Source organism: Agarivorans sp. QJM3NY_30, assembly GCF_050870855.2.
Taxonomy (GTDB): domain Bacteria; phylum Pseudomonadota; class Gammaproteobacteria; order Enterobacterales; family Celerinatantimonadaceae; genus Agarivorans.
Genome location: NZ_CP194038.2, coordinates 5,042,013 through 5,062,896, shown reverse-complemented (window position 1 = coordinate 5,062,896; position 20,884 = coordinate 5,042,013). Strand labels below are relative to the sequence as shown.

Annotated in this window: 20 protein-coding genes; 17 read left to right on the top strand and 3 right to left on the bottom strand. The window is 44.5% G+C overall.

What is annotated here, in order from left to right:
- The first annotated feature begins 227 nt into the window (after window positions 1-227).
- The 8 genes from ACRRSX_RS23065 to mnmE all read left to right on the top strand — a co-directional run bounded on the left by ACRRSX_RS23065 (window position 228) and on the right by mnmE (window position 6,444).
- Window positions 228-986 carry an amino acid ABC transporter substrate-binding protein gene (locus ACRRSX_RS23065; RefSeq protein WP_432455252.1) on the top strand — a complete coding sequence of 253 codons (759 nt, stop codon included), beginning with the start codon at window positions 228-230 and terminating at the stop codon, window positions 984-986.
- Complete coding sequence (locus ACRRSX_RS23060) at window positions 986-1,654, top strand: amino acid ABC transporter permease (RefSeq protein WP_432455253.1); 669 nt, start codon at window positions 986-988, stop codon at window positions 1,652-1,654. The genes ACRRSX_RS23065 and ACRRSX_RS23060 overlap by 1 nt, the downstream gene beginning before the upstream one ends.
- A gap of 1 nt (window position 1,655) precedes the next feature.
- Window positions 1,656-2,402 (top strand): amino acid ABC transporter ATP-binding protein, encoded by a 747-nt coding sequence (locus ACRRSX_RS23055; RefSeq protein ID WP_432455254.1) that lies wholly within the window; start codon window positions 1,656-1,658, stop codon window positions 2,400-2,402.
- A 218-nt stretch (window positions 2,403-2,620) separates the two neighbouring features.
- Window positions 2,621-2,755 carry a 50S ribosomal protein L34 gene (gene rpmH, locus ACRRSX_RS23050; protein ID WP_016400276.1) on the top strand — a complete coding sequence of 45 codons (135 nt, stop codon included), beginning with the start codon at window positions 2,621-2,623 and terminating at the stop codon, window positions 2,753-2,755.
- Between the two features lie 49 nt (window positions 2,756-2,804).
- Complete coding sequence (gene rnpA, locus ACRRSX_RS23045) at window positions 2,805-3,122, top strand: ribonuclease P protein component (RefSeq protein WP_432456118.1); 318 nt, start codon at window positions 2,805-2,807, stop codon at window positions 3,120-3,122.
- Window positions 3,083-3,337, top strand: a complete 255-nt coding sequence (gene yidD, locus ACRRSX_RS23040; protein WP_432455255.1) for a membrane protein insertion efficiency factor YidD — start codon at window positions 3,083-3,085, stop codon at window positions 3,335-3,337. Before rnpA ends, yidD begins: the two co-directional genes overlap by 40 nt.
- Window positions 3,338-3,344: 7 nt before the next feature.
- The gene (gene yidC, locus ACRRSX_RS23035) at window positions 3,345-4,982 is read left to right on the top strand and encodes a membrane protein insertase YidC (RefSeq protein ID WP_432455256.1); all 1,638 of its coding nucleotides are present in this window, start codon (window positions 3,345-3,347) and stop codon (window positions 4,980-4,982) included.
- A gap of 97 nt (window positions 4,983-5,079) precedes the next feature.
- Window positions 5,080-6,444 carry a tRNA uridine-5-carboxymethylaminomethyl(34) synthesis GTPase MnmE gene (gene mnmE / locus ACRRSX_RS23030; RefSeq protein WP_432455257.1) on the top strand — a complete coding sequence of 455 codons (1,365 nt, stop codon included), beginning with the start codon at window positions 5,080-5,082 and terminating at the stop codon, window positions 6,442-6,444.
- Window positions 6,445-6,796: 352 nt separating this feature from the next.
- Here mnmE and ACRRSX_RS23025 read toward each other — a convergent pair whose 3' ends face one another.
- Window positions 6,797-8,008, bottom strand: coding sequence for an MFS transporter (locus ACRRSX_RS23025; RefSeq protein ID WP_432455258.1), 1,212 nt, complete (start codon window positions 8,006-8,008; stop codon window positions 6,797-6,799).
- Between the two features lie 96 nt (window positions 8,009-8,104).
- Here ACRRSX_RS23025 and ACRRSX_RS23020 point away from each other — a divergent pair, with 96 nt between their 5' ends.
- Window positions 8,105-8,890: a helix-turn-helix transcriptional regulator gene (locus tag ACRRSX_RS23020; protein ID WP_432455259.1), complete on the top strand. Its 786-nt coding sequence runs from the start codon at window positions 8,105-8,107 to the stop codon at window positions 8,888-8,890.
- Between the two features lie 39 nt (window positions 8,891-8,929).
- On the opposite strand, the gene ACRRSX_RS23015 is transcribed toward ACRRSX_RS23020, so the two are convergent.
- Window positions 8,930-9,838, bottom strand: coding sequence for a response regulator transcription factor (locus tag ACRRSX_RS23015; RefSeq protein WP_432455260.1), 909 nt, complete (start codon window positions 9,836-9,838; stop codon window positions 8,930-8,932).
- Window positions 9,835-13,218, bottom strand: a complete 3,384-nt coding sequence (locus tag ACRRSX_RS23010) for a hybrid sensor histidine kinase/response regulator (RefSeq protein WP_432455261.1) — start codon at window positions 13,216-13,218, stop codon at window positions 9,835-9,837. The genes ACRRSX_RS23015 and ACRRSX_RS23010 overlap by 4 nt, the downstream gene beginning before the upstream one ends.
- Window positions 13,219-13,512: 294 nt before the next feature.
- Between ACRRSX_RS23010 and urtA the strand changes: the two genes are divergently transcribed.
- The 8 genes from urtA to ACRRSX_RS22970 all read left to right on the top strand — a co-directional run bounded on the left by urtA (window position 13,513) and on the right by ACRRSX_RS22970 (window position 20,874).
- Window positions 13,513-14,775, top strand: a complete 1,263-nt coding sequence (urtA, locus tag ACRRSX_RS23005; protein ID WP_432455262.1) for an urea ABC transporter substrate-binding protein — start codon at window positions 13,513-13,515, stop codon at window positions 14,773-14,775.
- A 63-nt stretch (window positions 14,776-14,838) separates the two neighbouring features.
- Complete coding sequence (gene urtB, locus ACRRSX_RS23000; RefSeq protein ID WP_432455263.1) at window positions 14,839-15,765, top strand: urea ABC transporter permease subunit UrtB; 927 nt, start codon at window positions 14,839-14,841, stop codon at window positions 15,763-15,765.
- Between the two features lie 11 nt (window positions 15,766-15,776).
- A complete protein-coding gene (gene urtC / locus ACRRSX_RS22995) occupies window positions 15,777-16,961 on the top strand; it encodes an urea ABC transporter permease subunit UrtC (RefSeq protein WP_432455264.1) in 1,185 nt (394 codons plus the stop codon).
- Window positions 16,948-17,700, top strand: a complete 753-nt coding sequence (gene urtD, locus ACRRSX_RS22990) for an urea ABC transporter ATP-binding protein UrtD (protein WP_432455265.1) — start codon at window positions 16,948-16,950, stop codon at window positions 17,698-17,700. The genes urtC and urtD overlap by 14 nt, the downstream gene beginning before the upstream one ends.
- Before the next feature lie 11 nt (window positions 17,701-17,711).
- Window positions 17,712-18,401 carry an urea ABC transporter ATP-binding subunit UrtE gene (gene urtE / locus ACRRSX_RS22985; protein ID WP_432455266.1) on the top strand — a complete coding sequence of 230 codons (690 nt, stop codon included), beginning with the start codon at window positions 17,712-17,714 and terminating at the stop codon, window positions 18,399-18,401.
- A 38-nt stretch (window positions 18,402-18,439) separates the two neighbouring features.
- Window positions 18,440-19,675 (top strand): formamidase, encoded by a 1,236-nt coding sequence (gene fmdA, locus ACRRSX_RS22980; RefSeq protein ID WP_432455267.1) that lies wholly within the window; start codon window positions 18,440-18,442, stop codon window positions 19,673-19,675.
- Window positions 19,676-19,687: 12 nt separating this feature from the next.
- On the top strand, window positions 19,688-20,044 hold the full coding sequence (locus ACRRSX_RS22975) for an FmdB family zinc ribbon protein (protein WP_432455268.1): 357 nt from the start codon (window positions 19,688-19,690) through the stop codon (window positions 20,042-20,044).
- 266 nt (window positions 20,045-20,310) lie between these two features.
- Entirely contained in the window at window positions 20,311-20,874 is a 564-nt protein-coding gene (locus ACRRSX_RS22970; protein ID WP_432455269.1) for a GbsR/MarR family transcriptional regulator, read from the top strand.
- Window positions 20,875-20,884: the final 10 nt, after the last annotated feature.

Genomic DNA, 20,884 nt, shown 5'->3' with positions numbered 1-20,884 from the left:
TCGCGACCCCGCGTTATCACCAAAAAGACCGTCTATTTTATAACGGAAGCCGCTTAAACTCTAGGTTTCTTATGAATTATTCACAAGCAGATAACAAATATGTGAATAAAATAGGATCCGGTATATATCTGCTTCGTTATTTATTATAACTACAGCGTATTTGTATGTAATTTTGAACTGAAGTAGTATTTTTATCCACAGCAAAAACAAAACATAGATAAATACAAATGAAAATACTCAATAAATCTTCTTGGCTAATTAGTGTACTACTCATCAGCCTTAGTTCTTGGTCGGTATTTGCTCAAGAAACCGTAAAAGTTGGCATGTCTGGACGCTACTTTCCTTTCACTTTTGTCAAGCAAGATAAGTTACAAGGCTTCGAAGTGGACTTGTGGAATGAGCTTGCCAAGCGTAACGATTGGCAAGTCGAATATGTTACCGCTAATTTCTCTGGCTTATTTGGGATGTTAGAAACCGGACGGGTCGACACGATTGCCAACCAAATCACCATCACCGATGAGCGCAAAGCTAAATATTTGTTCTCGCAGCCCTATGTTATTGATGGCGCACAAATTGTGGTGCGCAAGGGCAACAGCGAAATAAGTGGTATTAACGATCTTAAGGGCAAAAAGGTCGCCGTCAATTTAGGGTCCAATTTTGAGCAATTATTAAGAAAGCACGACAGCGCCCAACAAATAAACATCGTTACTTACGATACCGGCATTGAACAAGATGTCGCACTTGGCCGTTCTGACGCATTTGTAATGGACCGAGTATCGTCTTTAGCTCTGATTAAAAAATCAGGTCTTCCTCTGGCATTGGCTGGTCAACCCTTCGAAACCATCCAAAATGCACTACCGTTTATCAACAACGCAGCTGGCAAGGCTCTACAAACGAAAGTAAACGCGAGCCTAGCCGAAATGCGACAAGATGGCAGCCTAAGCGCCATCTCCGAAAAATGGTTTGATGGGGACATCACCAAATAATGTCTCAATTTGACTTCAACTACATGCTGGAGCTAATGCCAATTCTCTTTAAGTATTTGGCTACCACCATGGAAATGGCTGCAATTGCAGCCGTGTTTGCCTTAATACTGGCCTTAGCTCTAGCGCTAGTGAGGATCTTTAAACTACCGCTATTAAATTCACTAGCGGTTGTTTTCATCTCGTTTTTCCGAGGTACGCCATTATTAGTTCAGCTATTTATCTTGTATTATGGCCTACCCCAGGTGTTCCCCATCATGATCGGTCTGGATGCGTTTAGCGCTTCGGTAATCGGCTTAAGCCTGCACTTTTCTTCCTATATGGCGGAAAGTATACGAGCTGCGATAAACTCCGTTGACAAAAGCCAATGGGATGCCAGTTACGCTTTCGGTATGACGCGACTTCAAGCTTTAAAACGCGTGATACTGCCTCAGGCTCTGCGCACCGCATTACCCTCCTTGATGAACTACTTCATCGATATGATTAAAAGCACCTCCTTAGCTTTCACCTTAGGTGTTGCCGAAATTATGGCAAAAGCACAAATGGAAGCCTCTAGTAGCTTTAAGTTCTTTGAGTCATTCCTCGCCGTAGCATTAATTTACTGGGCCGTCGTAGCCCTGTTTACCCAACTACAAACCCTCGCAGAAAACCGTTTAGCCAAGGCTTATTAAGATGATTAAAGTCAATAAAATCAGTAAAGCATTTAATGGCAAGATGGTGTTAAAAAACGTTGATCTTCAGATAAATGAAGGTGAAGTTGTAGCGATCATCGGACCATCAGGAACTGGTAAATCGACTTTATTACGCTGTATCAACTTTCTGGAACATCCCGATCAAGGCAGTATTCAAGTCGACCAACTTATGGTGAATGCAGCGCATACCTCAGCTAAAGAAATTCTAGCGCTAAGGCGTAAGCTCTCTTTTGTATTCCAAAACTATTCATTGTTTGCCAATTTAACGGCCCTGCAAAATATCGCAGAGCCTCTGATTACGGTTTGGCAACAAAGTAAACAGCAAGCCTATGAGAGCGCCAGTGCAATATTGAAAGATATAGGTTTAGCAGACAAAGTCGATCACTATCCAAGCCAATTATCGGGTGGGCAACAACAGCGCGTTGGTATCGGTCGCGCCATGGCCACCCAAAGTAAAGCGATTTTATTTGATGAACCCACTTCAGCCTTAGACCCCGAGTGGGTCGCTGAAGTATTAGCTTTAATAAAGCAACTTGCCAAACAGCAGCAAACGATGGTGATTGTAACCCATGAAATGTCATTTGCTCGAGAAGTCGCGGATCGAATTGTGTTTATGAGTGACGGTGAAATAATTGAGCAGGGCACTCCAGAACAGCTATTTACCAAGGCAAAAGACCCAAGAACTCAACAGTTTATATCTCGTATCGCCAAACATACTGGCGACTAAACAATAACAACTGTTGCACCTATATATAGCGGTACTATAATGCCGCGCAGGATCCAAAAGATCTTTTTAAGTAGAGTCTCTACGATTAAGCGATATTTCGTTTGACTTAGAAGGGGTGAATGATTAGAATTTCGCCTCTTTTTTACCCGGTGCGCCAACCGTTTTGGTTAAATTGCACCGACTGTACAGTAAAAAACTAGCTAGCAAGAGTAATAACTATGAAACGTACTTTTCAACCAAGCGTACTAAAACGTAAGCGTAGCCACGGTTTCCGCGCTCGCATGGCAACTAAAAACGGTCGCCAAGTTTTGGCCCGTCGTCGTGCCAAAGGTCGCGCAAGTTTGTCTGCATAATTACGTGCTAAGACATTCGTTCGGCAGGGAGTTACGTTTGTTAACTCCCATGCACTTCAAACACGTATTCTCCAACCCCGTTCGTGTGGGTACTCCTCAACTCACTATCCTTGCCAAAAATAATTCTCTTTCTCATCCCCGTTTAGGTTTAGCTGTTTCTAAAAAAAGCATCAAACTTGCCGTCGGCCGAAATCGAATTAAGCGTTTAGCAAGAGAAAGCTTCCGTCTACATCAACATGACCTACCCGCTATAGATATAGTGATTATTTCTAAGAACGGTATTTCAGACTTAAGTAATCAAGAACTGAGCAAGATCCTGGAGAAATCATGGCGAAGACTAAAGCGCCGTTGCGAATCATCGCAATAATGCCGATTAAGGCTTATCAATATGTGATAAGTCCACTACTTGGCCCGCGCTGTAGGTTTACGCCAACGTGTTCAGATTACGCGATTGAAGCAATTAATTTGCATGGTGTGATAAAAGGTTGTTGGTTAGCGAGCCAACGTCTATTAAAATGCCATCCACTACATCCTGGCGGGTATGATCCCGTTCCCGGTTCAAAAAAAACTAATAGTGATTAACTAAATTATGGAATCTCAACGCAATTTACTACTAATTGGGTTGCTGTTTGTAAGTTTTCTTATCTATCAGCAATGGCAAAAAGACTACGGCCCACAACCCGTTGTCGTGGCAACCAATACCGCTCCAGCAGCAGCGACTAATGCAAATGGTGATGTACCCCCAAGCGCGGCACATCAAGACGATTCAGACTTAACCAAGGCCTCTGCTACAGGCCAGTTAATCACTGTAACCACCGACGTATTAAAACTTAAAATCAGCGCTCAAGGCGGTGATGTGGTAAGTGCTGAATTACTCGCCTACCCAATTACTGAAGATGCTAGCGACCCCTTCATTTTACTTGAAGACAATGCTGACTTCACCTATGTAGCACAAAGTGGCTTAATCGGTGCTAATGGGCCAGATGCGAACCCCAAAGGACGTCCGATTTATTCAGTCTCTAGCGACAATTTTAGCTTAGAGGACGGTAGCGACCAACTCACTGTCACGCTTAGCTATAAAGACGCCGATGGTAACAGCTACCATAAAATCTTTACCTTGAACCGCGGCAGCTACAAAATAGACGTTCATTATGATGTCACTAACAACAGTGCCTCAAACCTCAATTTACAGCTATATACCCAGCTAAAACAAACCGAAGAAGAGCATACAACCAACATGGTGATGCCGGTTTACCATGGCGGCGCGTATTCTAGCGAATCGACTCGCTACTCCAAGTACAGCATCAAAGACATTAAGAAAAACAATCTTAACATTTCAACCCAAGGTGGTTGGATTGCGATGATGCAACACTACTTTGTGAGTGCTTGGTTAGGTAACCCAGAGCAAAATAACCAGTTATATTCTCGCGCAAGCAACGGTTTTGTATTCATGGGATTCAAAGCGCCACAGCAAACTGTCGCCCCCAAGCAAACCACACAGTTTGATACCGCCTTATGGGTCGGACCAAAACTACAAACTGAAATGGCCGATGCGGCGCAACATTTAGACTTAACCGTCGATTACGGTTTGTTATGGTTTATTGCCCAACCGCTTTCCAAGTTATTAACCTTCTTCCATAGCTTTGTTGGTAACTGGGGGATCGCGATTATCCTGATCACCTTCACCGTAAAAGGCATTATGTATCCGCTCACCAAAGCGCAATACACTTCGATGGCAAAAATGCGTTTACTGCAACCGAAGATGGCTGAACTACGCGAAAAATTCGGTGACGACCGTCAGAAAATGTCGCAAGGCATGATGGAATTATACAAGAAGGAAAAGGTCAATCCGCTCGGGGGCTGTTTCCCAATCTTACTGCAAATGCCAATCTTCATTTCTTTGTATTGGTCTCTGATGGAAAACGTTGAACTACGCCATGCTCCATTCTTTGGCTGGATCACCGATTTATCGGTACAAGACCCATTCTACATCTTGCCGATATTGATGGGGGTAAGCATGTTCTTCATCCAAAAAATGTCACCTACCGCGGTGAGCGATCCGATGCAAGCCAAAGTCATGCAGTTTATGCCGGTTATCTTTACCGTCTTCTTCCTGTGGTTCCCAGCAGGTCTAGTACTTTACTGGTTAATGAGTAACGTGGTCACGCTAATTCAGCAAACTCTGATCTACCGTAACCTAGAGAAAAACGGTTTGCATAAACGCTAAACACAAAGTTTGGTATCAATGCTAAAATGCCATTCAGCGTGAGCTGGGTGGCTTTTTTTTGCGCCCAGTTAAGTTCGATTTTTAAAGAGAAAACCGCATGCAATCAAATGAGACTATTGTCGCCCAAGCAACAGCACCGGGTCGCGGTGGAGTCGGCATTATTCGAGTGTCCGGTCCCCTATCGGAACAGGTGGCACAGACCCTGTTAGGTAAGTGCCCTCAACCCCGCTATGCCGACTACCTCGCGTTTAAAAACCTGCAAGGTGAAACCTTAGACCAAGGCATTGCTTTGTATTTTAAAGGGCCTCACTCTTTTACTGGTGAAGATATCCTAGAACTGCAAGGTCATGGTGGGCCGGTTGTCATCGATATGTTGATCCGTGAAATTTGCCAAATTGATGGTATCCGTCTAGCGCGTCCAGGTGAATTTAGTGAGCGAGCCTTTCTCAACGATAAATTGGATCTAGCACAAGCCGAAGCGATAGCCGACTTAATTGAAGCCACCAGCGAACAAGCCGCCAAAAGCGCCTTGCTATCCCTGCAGGGAGAATTCTCTAATAAGATCCACCAGCTCGTTGAAAGTGTCACCCACCTGCGGATCTATGTGGAAGCCGCCATCGACTTTCCCGAAGAAGAAATCGATTTTTTGAGTGACGGTAAAGTACAAAAAGACCTCAACGCCATCATCGATGAACTAGCCGAAGTACAAACTCAGGCGCGCCAGGGTTCACTACTACGAGATGGAATGCGAGTAGTAATAGCTGGGCGTCCTAATGCTGGTAAATCAAGTCTACTCAATGCCTTAGCTGGCAAACAAGCCGCTATTGTGACCGAAATAGCAGGCACCACCCGAGATGTATTGCGGGAGCACATCCATATTGATGGCATGCCGCTACATATCATCGATACCGCAGGCCTGCGTGAAGATGCAGATGTGGTCGAAACAATTGGTATCGAACGCGCCTGGGAAGAAATCAATAATGCTGATCGGGTATTGTTTATGGTGGACGGCACAACCACCGCCGAACTTGACCCCATAAAAATATGGCCAGAGTTTGTAGCCAAATTACCGGCAAATATTGGCATGACTGTGGTCCGTAACAAGGCTGATATTACCGGTGAAGATCTCAATGTAGTGATGGATCACGGCCACCCGGTTTATAAACTCTCGGCCAAAACAGAACTGGGCTTATCTACCCTAAAAGAACACTTAAAACAGTGTATGGGCTTTCAGGGCAGTAGCGAAGGTAACTTTATGGCGCGCCGTCGCCATCTTAATGCCATTCAACACGCCGCAGAACATTTAGACAATGGTAAGACCCAACTCGAGATCTATCATGCCGGAGAATTGCTTGCTGAAGAGTTACGACTCGCTCAGCAACAACTGAGCGAAATCACCGGGGCATTTAGCTCCGACGATTTACTCAGTCGTATTTTCAGCAGCTTCTGTATTGGCAAGTAAAAGAGTAAAACGCATCAAAACAACATTATGATTTTAAAATAATTTTGTTTTATTTGGTGGGAAGTAATTTGATGGATGTTGTCGATTCTTGCTCCGTATCTACTCCGAAGATAAATTTGGAGCACATCTGTCGCACAAGGTAAAAAAAGCCGATGAAAATCGGCATACCAAAATACTTTAGAACACGAGTACAATAAAATAGAGTCAATCAGAGCGGACATAACTAAGAGCTAAAAAAACCAATAGTTTATTGCCGCTAAGTGAACATCAAAGTCATTCTTGAAGAGTTAAACTCTTTGGATTCAAATCTATCTTAAAAACTCGCCCAAGAACGACATAGATAATGTCAAAACTAACGACGATTTTGATGCATTTGAACCAATTGCAACAAAGCACCAACGACAGCAACAATTCCAGCGCCAACAGGTAATACCCACATGGGTAATGATAATGTTAAAATAACGCCACCAACAGCAGCACCAATAGCGCTACCTAAATAAAGAGCAGATTCATTCAGCGCAACAGCAAGATGACCATCACCATAATTATCTCGAACATGTAACAACTGATTATTTTGTGGGACCTGTAAAGCCCAACCAACCGCCCCCCATACGGCTATAGGCACCATTGCCAACCAAACACTCCAAGCTACGATAAATGGGAGCATGATTAATGATGCTCCTAAAATTAACATAATCGATAAGGTCATGAGCGAGTTGTGAATGCGCTCAGTTAATGGCCCAACCAAGAAACTCCCGGCGATACCACCAAGGCCCCAGATCCATAGAAAAGGGGTAATAGAATGTACCCCACTATATTCCACTGACAACATAAGAGGAGCAAGAAATGTATACATACCAAGACTTGAGATAGCAGCAAACAATGATACAGCCAAGATTACGGTTACTTGGCGGTCAACGAACAATGACAACTTCTTGCGTAAGGGCACGGAGTCATAATTAGGTAATTCAGGCAACCATAGAATCAATCCAAGCAACGCTGTTAATCCAAGTATGGTGACTAAGCCAAAAGCGATAGGCCATCCCATATTTTCCGCTAAAACAAGTCCCACAGGTACTCCAAGGACAGTCCCAGCAGCCATTCCGCCCATAACTAATGCAATCGCTTTACCTCTACGATGAGGGGATAGAGACGCAGCAGTAGCTATACCGATTGAAAGATAAACCCCCGAACCAATGCCAGCGAGAGCTCTAAATACCACTAACCATATAAAATCTGTGGCAAGTGCACTGGCTGCATTGGCGAGCACAAATAATCCTAATGCTGCCAAAATTCCACTTTTCTGGCGATTGGTCGGTAACAAAGCAACAATGACTGGAGAACCAATCCCATAAGCCAATGTAAAGACTGTAACTAACTGAGCAGCAAAGCTGACCGATACTTTAAAATCCTGCTCAATTAATGGGATGAGTCCTGCTGTTACGTAAGAAGCCATACCTAAAGAAAAAGCGCCTAGAGCAATCAAATAGATGCTTAGTGAATTTGAATAACACTTTGTAACAGAAGTAGATTTTTGCACACACTCTAAGCGATCAAAGCTCATTTTTAGTCTCTCTAAATAGAAAACACCATATTACCCACCCATTTATGGTGTTACAATTTAACCATTTATAGTATTACTTAAGCTAATAGAGTACTGATGAGCAAACTAGAACGAACTCGCGAAGAACTAGCAACATTTCTAAAAACTCGTAGGGAACGCCTTTCTCCAGCAGATCTTGGTTTACCAACTGGAGGACGCCGACGTACACCAGGACTAAGACGAGAAGAAGTCGCAGCCCTTTCAGGAGTTGGCCTCACATGGTACACATGGCTTGAGCAAGGCAGAGACATCCAAGCTTCATCCACTTTTCTAGATAATCTAGCGAAAACACTAAAACTAGACGCTGCAGAACGTAGGCACTTATTTTTGCTCGCTCATAATCGGCTTCCAGCCGAACCAGGAAAAACGTTTTGCCAAGTGCAACCTTTGATTCTAAGACTAATGAACGATTTATCTCCTCATGGCGCATTTGTGCTCAACTTACGCTGGGACGTATTGGCTTTTAACTCTCCAGCCGACCAACTTTTTGGCTTTGATAGCCATCCAGCAAACCAGCGCAACTTATTGTGGATGCTATTTACTGACGCAAGCCTAAGAGAACGGTTACACAACTGGAAAAATCAAGCCATACAGATGCTTTCTAGCTTTAGACGGGATTACGCCCTTGCTACCCAAGAATCAGATATTCAAGCTCTAGTGACAAATTTGCAGAAAACATCACCTGACTTTAGAGAATGGTGGAACAGGCATGACGTTCATGCTCCCTGCCATGGAACGAAGACATTTACAATTAACGAGCAGAATATCGCATTTGAACACACATCAATGACCGTCGATGCTGACCGCCACCTCCGCTTAGTTGTATATGCTCGAAAAGATTAAATTATTGTTCGATTTGATCTGCAAAACCTAAAAAACCAGTTAACGCTGATTCAAGTATTCAAGACAAATCGCAGCGGCGGTGGTGCGATTTTCAACGGCTAACTTTTGAAATATTGGCTCTAAGTGTTTGTTAACCGTACGCGGGCTCATCGACAAAATCTGCGCGATTTCTCGATTGGTCTTGCCTCTGGTTAACCAAAGCAATACTTCAGATTCTCGCTCGGTTAACTTAAAACGCTGACGCAATGACTCTCGCACACTCACGTCATCATCATTGATAATCCGTAGTAAGTGCTCACCTGGTGCAGACTCACCTAAATACCTAACTTTTAATGACATATTTAACTGATGAATCGTCAACAAACTATGTTTATCAGGCATCGATGATAACCAGTCCGCTAACTGTTGATTAAGTTTTGGCGATTCAAGACTAGCAGTAATCCCTGCACTTTGTAATAAATCCTTCGCCTTAGAGCTGGCCCAAACAATATGGCTATTCAAATTAAAAGTAAATGTCGCCTGAGCGATCTCTTCTAATACACTATGGGCACTGCGAGTTAAACGCGAATTCCCCAGATGAACTTTAATTCGTGCGAATAACTCCTCTAACTTAATTGGTTTTTGAATATAATCAACACCGCCAGATTCCAGCCCCTTTACCACCGATTCACTGTCACTTAAACCAGTCATAAAAATCACTGGCACATCACTTAACTGTTTATTTTGTTTTAATAACAAGCATGCTTCAAAGCCATCCATATTGGGCATAAGGGCATCCATTAACACCACATCTGGTACCATTCGGGCAGCAATATTTAAAGCCTGTAATCCATCCATAGCAACCAGCACCGTATACCCTTGGCTGACTAAGGCTGTATTTAACATAGCTAAAGACTCGGTAGCATCATCGACCACCAAGATAATTCCTTTTGACTCCTCGCGACTCATTGTGCCAGTGCCTTTTTACAAATAAGTTGAATATTAGAAAACTGATAGTTCGCCAATTCGGCCCTTAACGAGCGAACCAAAGCACTATCTTGTTGTTGTTTGTCTAAGCTAATCAGCAACTCTTCAATACCCTGCACAAAACCAAGCTGGGCCATATCGACAATTTGTTTTAAGGGCTCAACGCTTGCCGAAGCTATCGCTTGTTGCACGGGAACCGCAGGCGGCGCTATCACATGAGCTGGCTGCGACGTGGCATAGCGCCATTGAAGATTGAGTATTTCCGCTATTTTGTCTAACAGCAAATAGTCACGAAGTGGCTTCGCTAAATAGCCATTATATAGGGCAAGCTTATCCGCTCTATCAATATACTCACTGGGTAGCGTTTCGGTGGCATCAGCAGAGACCATAATCACTGGCGTAGTGATAGCTCGGTCTCGCAAGCGCTGTAATAACTGCCAACCATTCATACCCGGCATCGAAATATCTAATAAATATAAGTCGATATAAGCATGACCAAGATGATTGAGGCAGGCATAAGGGTCAACCGCTTCTAAAACAACAAACCCCAAAGGACTGAGAATTTCGACCACTAAGCCGCGATGATTGGCATCATCATCCACCACCATCACCGTTTTACTTTCACCTTCAATGGCAGCGATTTTTCGAGGCCTGAGTAGCGGTCGCACTGGGCTATCGATACTAGATAACATCAAACTCAGTTTAAAAACACTGCCTTGCTGAGCCTTGCTACTTACATTGAGATCTCCGCCCATAATATCGGTCAATAGTTGAGTGATAGTTAAACCCAAGCCAGTGCCCGGACTATGGGCCTGTCCCGGCTTACGTCCCCTCTCAAAAGGACGAAAGATACGTTCAAGATCTTGCTCATCAATCCCAAAGCCGGTATCACTAATGGTAAATTCGGCCACTTGGTTTCGATAACGTACTGCAAATGATACCGAACCTTGAGCGGTAAACTTGACGGCATTGGATAACAAATTAATTAAGATTTGTCGTAAATGGGTTTCATCGGAGGTCACCCATTTTGGTAAATAGCGGCTAGGATGATAGTAAAACTCAATCCCTTTCTCTTTCGCCTGTAAACTAAACATTGCCACCAAATCATCCAGTAAATCGGCAATCGCAACCTGATCTCGATGTAGTTCTAACCGCCCCGCTTCTATTCTTGAAATATCTAATAAACCTTCGATGATATCGGCAAGATGTTCACCACTTCGTTTAATCAAAGCCACCTTACTAAGATAGGGCTTGGCTAAATCATGGCTATTTTCTAATAGTTGAGCATAACCGAGGATTGAGTTGAGTGGTGTCCTTAGCTCATGACTAATACTGGTTAAGTAGCGACTCTTCGCCTGATTGGCCGACTCGGCAGTTTCTTTGGCTTGCTGTAAAGCCAGATCGGTGGCTTCGTGAGCGGCAATTTCTCGGCTTAACAGTTGCGTCTGGCGTTTTGATTCATCTAAGGCAAATTGACGACTGTCGTTGGCTAACACAAATAACCAAACCAATACCCCAACAATGATCATCAATAGAAAAAACACCTGACTCAGAGTTCCCGACACCACCAACTGAGTCGTCATATCATCACTGGGGATCCGTAAGTACACCAAATAGAATAAACCCGCGACCAAGGATGCAATCAAAAACATCAAGCCCGAAAAATGTAATAAACGAGTATTCATTAACGAAGATACCGACTTAGGTAAAACTAAGGCCACAAACTGGCTTAGTTGCTGAGCGAAACGAGCATTGCTTTTACATTGGTCATGACAACGCGCATCAAGGGTGCAGCATAATGAACATATCGCGCCCCCGTAGGCAGGGCAGAAAGCGAGATCTTCCGGTTCGAAATTATTTTGGCAAACGGTACAATCGGTTTGTTTAAGCGCGACCAAATTGGGTTCGCGAGCGAGGTAATAACGTCCTTTGGTTAAGATAGCAATGAGCGGAGAACAAACAAAAGCCACGCTTAAACCTATAAATGGCGATAAGGATTGAGCCAAAGCGCCTAAGTTTCCACTATAACAATAAATACCAATCAACGATGCCAGTAACATCGACCCAACTCCCACCGGGTTAATGTCATAGAGATGGGCTCGTTTAAACTCAATGTATTTAGGACTTAAACCAAGCGGTTTATTAATCACTAAATCGGCAACCAAAGCGCCAACCCAAGCTACCGCCATATTCGAATAAATCCCAAGCGTATCTTCTATCGCCGCATAAATACCCAACTCCATGATCAACAGCGCAATTATCACATTAAAAACCAACCAAACCACCCGTCCCGGATGACTATGGGTTAAACGAGAAAAAAAGTTAGACCAAGCAATAGAGCCAGCATAAGCGTTTGTCACATTAATCTTCAGCTGGCAAACAATCACAAAAATGCCCGCCAAAGACAGCGCAACCAAAGGCTGAGAACTCACATAAGAGAAGGCAACCTGATACATCTGGATCGGATCATCGGCCACTCGGGGGTCAACCTGTGCATCAAGCGCCAACACCACCAAAAAAGTCCCCATTAAAACTTTAATCGCGCCAATGATCACCCAACCCGGCCCCGCACTAATCAAGGCGAACCACCAATAAAAAGGTTTACGCTTGGTTTTTTCTGGCATAAAACGTAGAAAATCGACTTGCTCACCAATTTGCCCCATTAACGAGAACAATACCCCCGCCGCTGCACCAAATAAATGCAAACTAAAACCATCATCGGTAACTTTCTGGTGACTGCCGCGGTAGTGAGTCCAACTGTCTACCGATGACCATTCATTCCATAAAATAAACACAAAAGGGGTCAGTTGCAGCACGATCCATAAAGGCTGAGTCCATAGGTGAAAGCGACTGATAAAAGTGATGCCATGCGTCACCAATGGAATCACCAACACAGCACAAAGCAGATAACCCCAACTCACAGGGATCCCAAACAGCAAGTCCAAGGCCGAAGCCATAATGGCCGATTCTATGGCGAAAAAAATGAAGGTAAATGACGCATAAATTAGCGAAGTAATGGTTGAACCAATATAACCAAAACCCGCGCCGCGGGTCAGTAAATCAATATCCACCCCGTAGCGGGCAGCGTAATAAGAAATAGGAATGCCACAGCAAAAGATAATCGCTGAAACAATCATGATAGCGGCCAAGGCATTGGTGAAGCCATAATTCAACATTATCGCCCCACCAATCGCTTCCAAAGCTAAGAAAGAGATCGCACCAATGGCAGTATTAGCAACTCGTGCCGCCGACCACTGACGGGCCCGCTTCGCGGTAAAACGTAAGGCATAATCTTCTAAGGTTTGGTTCGCGACCCAACGGTTGTAATTCCTCCTCACCTTAAATACATGCTGGTCTTTCATCCCTGACTAACTCCAAGCACTTGGTTAAGTTCTATTTTAAGCACGAATCAAGCCTATACACCTTATTTTAATATTCAAATAATCAACAAAATCAGTAAGTTATTATGTTATCTATAAATATTATTTGCGCCTTGGCTGTCACTCTGACCCTAACCCGATGCCGTCCGGTTAACCATGCGTCAAATGACGTAGTTGCCTAGGGTGATTAGCTCATTACCCTCCCGCAATAAGTTTTGCATGATGGCTCTACCGCCAAGTCTCGGTAAAGCATCCACCACATATAGGGATATAATTATGCAAAAAACCACCAACACAGGCCTACGTACACGCTTACGTCGCCAACTACTCAAGGGAATGCTGGCGCTGCCCGCAGCGATGCTGGTTTCTCAGCTCAGCTTAGCGGCAACCCCCGCTACCGATGTTATTAATACCACGGGACTCGCCGTGACCGATGACACGGTAAAAGTTGGGATCTTACATTCGGTCACCGGCACTATGGCGATCAGTGAAACCGGATCGGTTCAGGCTGAAATGCTCGCGATCGAACAGATTAATGCCATGGGCGGCATACTCGGTAGAAAAATTGAATATATTCAAGAAGATGGAGCCAGTGATTGGCCAACCTTTGCTGAAAAATCTAAAAAACTACTGGTAAGAGACAAAGCGGCGGCTGTATTTGGCTGCTGGACATCAGCCTCACGTAAAGCTGTATTACCCGTATTTGAGCAATATAACGGCATGCTTTACTACCCGACTTTTTACGAGGGTTTAGAGCAGTCACCCAATGTCATTTATACGGGCCAAGAAGCCACACAACAAATTATCGCAGGAATTGACTGGGTAACAAAAACCAAGGGCGCGAAAAGCTTCTTCCTACTCGGTTCTGACTATATCTGGCCACGCACTTCCAACAAAATTGCCCGCAAACACATCGAAAAACTCGGCCTAAAAGTCGTAGGCGAAGAGTACTATCCGCTCGGTCATACCCAATTTAACTCAGTGATAAACAAAATTAAGCTGAAAAAACCCGATGTCATTTATGCCATCGTTGTGGGTGGATCCAATGTCGCTTTCTACAAACAATTGAAAGCCGCCGGGATCGATATGACCAAGGAAAAACCATTGGTTCTCACAATTTCAGTAACCGAAGATGAAATCCTGGGAATTGGCGGTGAAAACATTCAAGGCGCTTATGCCGCAATGAAATACTTCCAAAGCCTCACCAATCAAAACAACCAACAATTTGTTGCCGCCTTTAAAAAACGCTGGGGAGATGACATTGTCATTGGCGATGTGACTCAAGCCGCTTATCTAGGCCCTTGGTTATGGAAGGCCGCCGTAGAAAAAGCAGGGTCTTTCGATATCGATAAAGTACGTGAAGCTTCACCGGGGATCGAGCTTACCACCGCCCCAGAAGGTTATGTACGAGTTCACCCTAACCATCACCTTTGGTCAAAAACCCGAATTGGTCATGCCAAAGCAGATGGCCAGTATGACATCGTTTATGAGACCGATGAGCTGATTGAACCCAATCCATTCCCTGAAGGTTATCAGTAAAAACTCATGGCCTGTGTCAACAGGCCAACTTCTGTTTTCGCAAGCGTTCACGAGGGATTTGCTATGTTTGCCGATTATACCAGTGCAGAACTCACCGCTATTTTTGCTATGCAAGGATTTGCCGGTCTAATTCTATTTTCTGTTTTTGTTCTTATGGCCTTAGGCCTTGCCATCATATTCGGTCAAATGGGTGTGATTAATATGGCACATGGCGAATTTATGATCCTAGGGGCCTATATCACCTATTTAACTTCGCAACTGTTTACTCACTATTTTCCCGGACTATACGACGGCTATTTCTTGGTCGCGATGCTGTTCGCCTTTATTTGCACAGCCGCCTTAGGTGCGCTGGTGGAATGGGCCATGATCCGCCACTTATACAAACGCCCATTAGATACCTTACTTGCCACCTGGGGCTTAAGCCTGATCCTACAACAAGTTTATCGCACCGTATTCGGCGCCCGAGAAGTCGGCGTGAGTCTACCCGATTGGCTGATGGGCTCTTATGCCATTACCGACATCATCGAAGTCCCGATTAATGGGATCTTCGTAATGGGTCTAACTATCGTGATTACCTTTGGCGTTTACCTACTAATGCAAAAATCATCTTTAGGTAAGCAAACCCGAGCCGTAGTCCAAAACCGAGCCATGGCTGGTGCCGTCGGGATTAATACCGAAAAAGTGGATCGTTATACCTTTGCCCTAGGCTGCGGTATTGCTGGTATTGCTGGCTCAGCCTTCACCATGGTCGGATCGACAGGCCCAACCGCTGGACAACAGTATATTGTTGATACCTTTCTAGTGGTGGTATTTGGCGGCGCTTCCAGCCTGCTCGGCACTGTTGCTTCGGCATTTACCATCTCTCAAGCCCAATCCACCATGGAATTTTTCCTCAGTGGTTCGATGGCTAAAGTTCTCACCTTATTGACCGTGGTTGGCATTCTGATGCTCCGTCCCCAAGGTCTGTTTTCATTGAAAATTCGTCGCTAGGGAGAGTCACCATGTTCACTCCAATAGAAGCTCAAACCGAGCACAATCGAAACCGTATCGCATGGTGGCAATACCTGCTACTGGCTGCGCTTATCTTGATTATCTTACCGCTATGTTTAGATGCATTTCGGTTAAATTTAGTCGGTAAATACCTCACCTATGCCTTTGTCGCACTGGGCCTAGTTTTATGCTGGGGTTGTGGCGGTATTTTAAGCCTTGGCCAAGGGGTGTTTTTTGGCTTAGGCGGTTATTGCATGGCCATGTTCTTAAAACTAGAAGCCTCCAACCCGGAAGCTACGGCCATCCAATCTACACCGGGTATTCCAGATTTTATGGATTGGAACCAGCTCACCGAATTGCCATGGTTTTGGCAACCCTTCCACAGCTTAAGCTTTACCCTGCTAGCCGTAATTGCAGTACCGATGTTATTTGCTTTTATCATTGGACTTGCAATGTTTACCCGCCGCGTCGGTGGGGTGTATTTTGCGATTATCACTCAGGCTATTGCCGCCATCCTCAGCATATTAATTATTGGCCAACAGGGTTATACCGGCGGAGTGAATGGGATCACCGATCTACGGACATTTTTGACTTGGGATATTCGCAGTGAATCAGCACAGACCCTGTTGTATTTCGTGAATGCAGCTTTGTTACTCGCGTGTTTATTTATCGCCTTATACATCAAAAATTGTAAGTTGGGCCGCTTACTGGTTGCGATGCGAGAGAAAGAAGATCGAGTTCGTTTCTCTGGTTATAACGTGGCTAATTTCAAAATTTTTATCTTCTGTATCGCTGCGGCTTTCTCGGCAATTGGTGGCGCCATGTTCACCCTTCAAGTCGGTTTTATGTCGCCTTCCTTTGTTGGCATTGTGCCCTCGATTGAAATGGTGATTTTCTGTGCGGTGGGTGGACGCTTATCACTACTGGGAGCTATTTACGGCACGCTTGTAGTGAACTTAGCCAAAACCACTTTCTCTGAATCCTTCCCAGAGCTGTGGTTATTTGCCATGGGCGCTTTATTTATCGGCGTGGTGTTAGCCTTTCCTGATGGTTTAGCCGGACTCTATCAAAGTTACATCCATCCTTGGTTAAGCCGCTTTCGTCAAGGTCAACCTGTTGCACTTGAGTTGATTGAGCCTGCTCCGCCAAGCACTGAGCCTACAGATATAGAGGAGCGTCGAAATGTCTCAGCCTAATAAGAAAGACTTTGTTCTCAGTGTTGAAGGCCTCAGCGTTTCCTTTGATGGATTTAAGGCTGTCGATGACCTATCGCTATATGTAGAAGAGCAAGAAATTCGGGTGATTATTGGCCCCAATGGTGCCGGAAAAACCACCGTTTTAGATTTAATCTGTGGCAGAACTAAAGCCACCGAGGGCTCGATTAAATTTAAGCAACAAGAGTTAACCAAATTGAAAGAGCATCAAATTGTCCATGCAGGAGTTGGTCGCAAATTTCAAAATCCTTCCATCTATGAAGATCTCAGCGTATTCGAAAACTTAGAGATATCTTATCCACGGGGTCGCAATGTATGGGGAGCATTAACCTTTAAACGAGACCAAGCGGTAACAGACAAAATTACAGAAATTGCCGAAATGATATATCTCAGCGACAAACTCCACCAGCAAGCCGACTTACTCAGCCATGGCCAAAAACAATGGTTAGAAATAGGCATGTTGCTGATCCAAGATCCAGAACTATTGATGCTCGACGAACCCGTCGCTGGCATGTCGGTGGCCGAGCGTAAACAAACTGCCGAGCTACTGCAAAGCATCACCAAGAATCGTTCGGTATTGGTGATCGAACACGATATGCAATTTGTCGAAGATATTGCTGACCGAGTCACCGTATTGCACCAAGGCAAGGTCTTATCGGAAGGCTCAATGCAGCGGGTGAAAAATGATCCCAAAGTTATTGAAGTCTACCTTGGACATTAAGGAGAACAAGCATGCTCGAGCTAACTAATTACCACGTTGCCTATGGCCAAAGTGAAGTGATATCCGATTTGAATTTTTCACTCAAGGCGAATGAAATTGTCGCTATTTTAGGCCGTAATGGTATGGGCAAAACCACCCTCATGAAATCACTGATCGGAATCATCCCCAGTCGCCGCGGTCAGCTAAAGCTGGCTGGCAAAGAACTGTGTCATAAAAAGAGTCACCAGCGAGTGGCTGCTGGTTTAGGTTTTGTGCCCCAGGGACGAATGATTTTTTCCACGATGACGGTACAAGAGAATATCGAAACGGGTTTAACCACCAGCAATGCCAAACGGGTACCGGACGACCTCTATAGTACCTTTCCGGTGTTATGGGAAATGCGCCATCGACGCGGCGGTAATTTATCAGGAGGACAGCAACAGCAACTGGCGATAGCCCGCGCCTTAGCCAGTAATCCCAGCGTATTGCTATTGGATGAACCGACAGAAGGGATCCAACCTTCAATCATTAAAGATATGGCTAAAACCCTCAAACAGATCCGTGATCAACGCGGCTTATCAATCGTAGTCTCGGAGCAGGTACTGAGCTTTGCCCTTGATGTTGCGGATCGCATCTTAGTTATCGAAAAAGGAAAAATCGTTCACGACGTTCAGCGTGATGAAGTAGATGAAAACCAAGTCGCCGCCTATTTGTCGGTGTAAAGGCAATACATGGAAATTGATACTCAAGGAGAATAACCATGGCACAAACAATCATTAAAATAGATCTAAAACAATCCGCCTACGACAATGAAAAACTGCATAATCGCTGGCATCCAGATATTCCCATGGCGGCAATGGTAAAACCGGGTGACGACTTTATTTTAGAATGTATCGACTGGACTGGCGGGCAAATAAAAAACAATGATGATGCTTCCGATGTTCGAGATGTCGACTTATCTCAGGTTCACTTTTTATCGGGTCCTGTGGGGGTTACGGGTGCCGAGCCTGGCGATCTCTTAGAAGTTGATATTCTCGATATTGGCACCTTTGATGATTCACAATGGGGTTTCAACGGCTTTTTCTCGAAACAAAATGGTGGAGGCTTCCTTGATGAACACTTCCCTGAAGCACAAAAATCTATCTGGGATTTCAACGGCATGTTTACCAAGTCTCGGCACATTCCAGGAGTTGAATTTGCAGGCTTAATCCACCCGGGCCTGATTGGCTGTTTACCCTCAAAAGAGATGTTAGACGTCTGGAACAAACGGGAAAAAGAACTATTTGATACCAACCCCGAGCGGGTACCAATGCTGGCCGCCCTTCCCTATGCACCAACGGCTCACATGGGAAAAATGAAACCCGATCAGGCGAAAGTCGCCGCCGAAGAAGCAGCCAGAACCGTGCCCCCCCGTGAACATGGTGGTAACTGTGATATTAAGGACTTATCACGTGGCTCAAAAATCTACTTCCCAGTTTATGTTAAAGATGCAGGTTTATCGGTGGGTGATTTACACTTTAGCCAAGGCGATGGTGAAATCACTTTCTGTGGGGCCATTGAAATGGCAGGTTGGATCCATCTTCGCGTCAATTTAATCAAAGATGGCATGGCAAAATACGCGATTAAAAACCCCATTTTTAAACCCAGTCCAATTACACCTCGCTACGATGACTATCTGATTTTCGAAGGAATCTCGGTAGATGAACATGGCAAACAACATTATTTAGATGCCAATGTGGCCTATCGTCAAGCTTGCTTAAACGCCATCGAATACCTGAAGAAATTTGGTTACAGTGGTGCTCAGGCCTACTCTTTACTCGGCACAGCACCAGTACAAGGACATCTCAGTGGCGTGGTCGATGTGCCAAACTCTTGCGCAACCCTCTGGTTACCTACCGACATCTTCGAGTTCGATATAAAACCCAACGCCGAAGGTCCAACAAAATATTTAGATGGCAGTGTCGATATGCCTTTAGCCCCAGATCTAGATAAATAAGAGAGGTGAACCATGCCTGTTTATGACTATAAATGTGCCGAACATGGCGCATTTTACCAACTTGCTGCCTTAGACGACTGCGCTAAACCGGCCGCTTGCCCACAGTGCAATCAGTTAGCACCAAGGGTAATTATTTTGCCGCCAACAGTATTAGATATGGCCGCAGAAACCAAGCAGGCGATCGCCCGCAACGAACAAGCAAGACATGAACCGCAACATTCAACCATTGATAGCCGAGCAGAAAATACTGAACGCTTAAAAAAAGGCTGCGGCTGTCAGCATCACAAACGAGGTGCTTCAAAACTATTTTATACCGCCAAGGGAGAAAAAATGTTTCCTTCCATGCGTCCCTGGATGATCAGCCATTAAATAAGCAGAAGATACTAAACATTCGCACTTAATCGCTGAAACCGCATAAAACCCTAAATTATCTTTTAGGGTTTTTCTTCAACGATTCAAATCAGTAGCCGAAAAACCTCAAATAAAAATCAGCAACAACAATTTCCCTCAAAAATCTTTAACCCAGCGCAAATTTTAGAATAGACACTCATTTAAAACCAAAAAGATTGACTTAAATCAATTTTAATATAAGGTTTCAGCGTTTTCTGAAAGTTCAATAATAAGGAATCGGCCCGATGCAATTATCAGAGAAGAGCCAGGCTTTTGTACTTCATTTTGGCGAAATGGGCAGTCGCTGGGGCTTTAACCGCACCGTTGGACAAATTCTCGCCTTATTGGTGATCAACCAACAGCCCTTGCATGCCGAACAAATTATGGAACAACTTGGGATTAGCCGAGGCAATGTAAGCATGGCCTTAAAAGAGCTGCAATCATGGCGCCTAGTTAAATTAAGCCATCAAGCAGGCCAGCGCCGAGAGTTTTTTACCGCTGCGGGTTCAATTTGGGAGATGGCTAAAACAGTATTTGAAGAAAGAACTAAGCGAGAAGTAGATCCAACCCTGTCGCTGTTACGTTCTAATTTAATCGACCCTCCAGAAAATGAAGCGGATCGCTATACCCAACAAAAAATGGCTGAAATCCATGACTTGTTGGAATTAATCACGCAATGGTCGAATACCTTAAACAACATGAGCCCCGAGACTCTACAAAGTTTGATGAAAATGGGTTCAGGAATTAGCAAGATTATTGAATTAAAAGACAAAATCGTTGGTAACAATGGAACTGGCACCAACCCGTAAATTATTAACC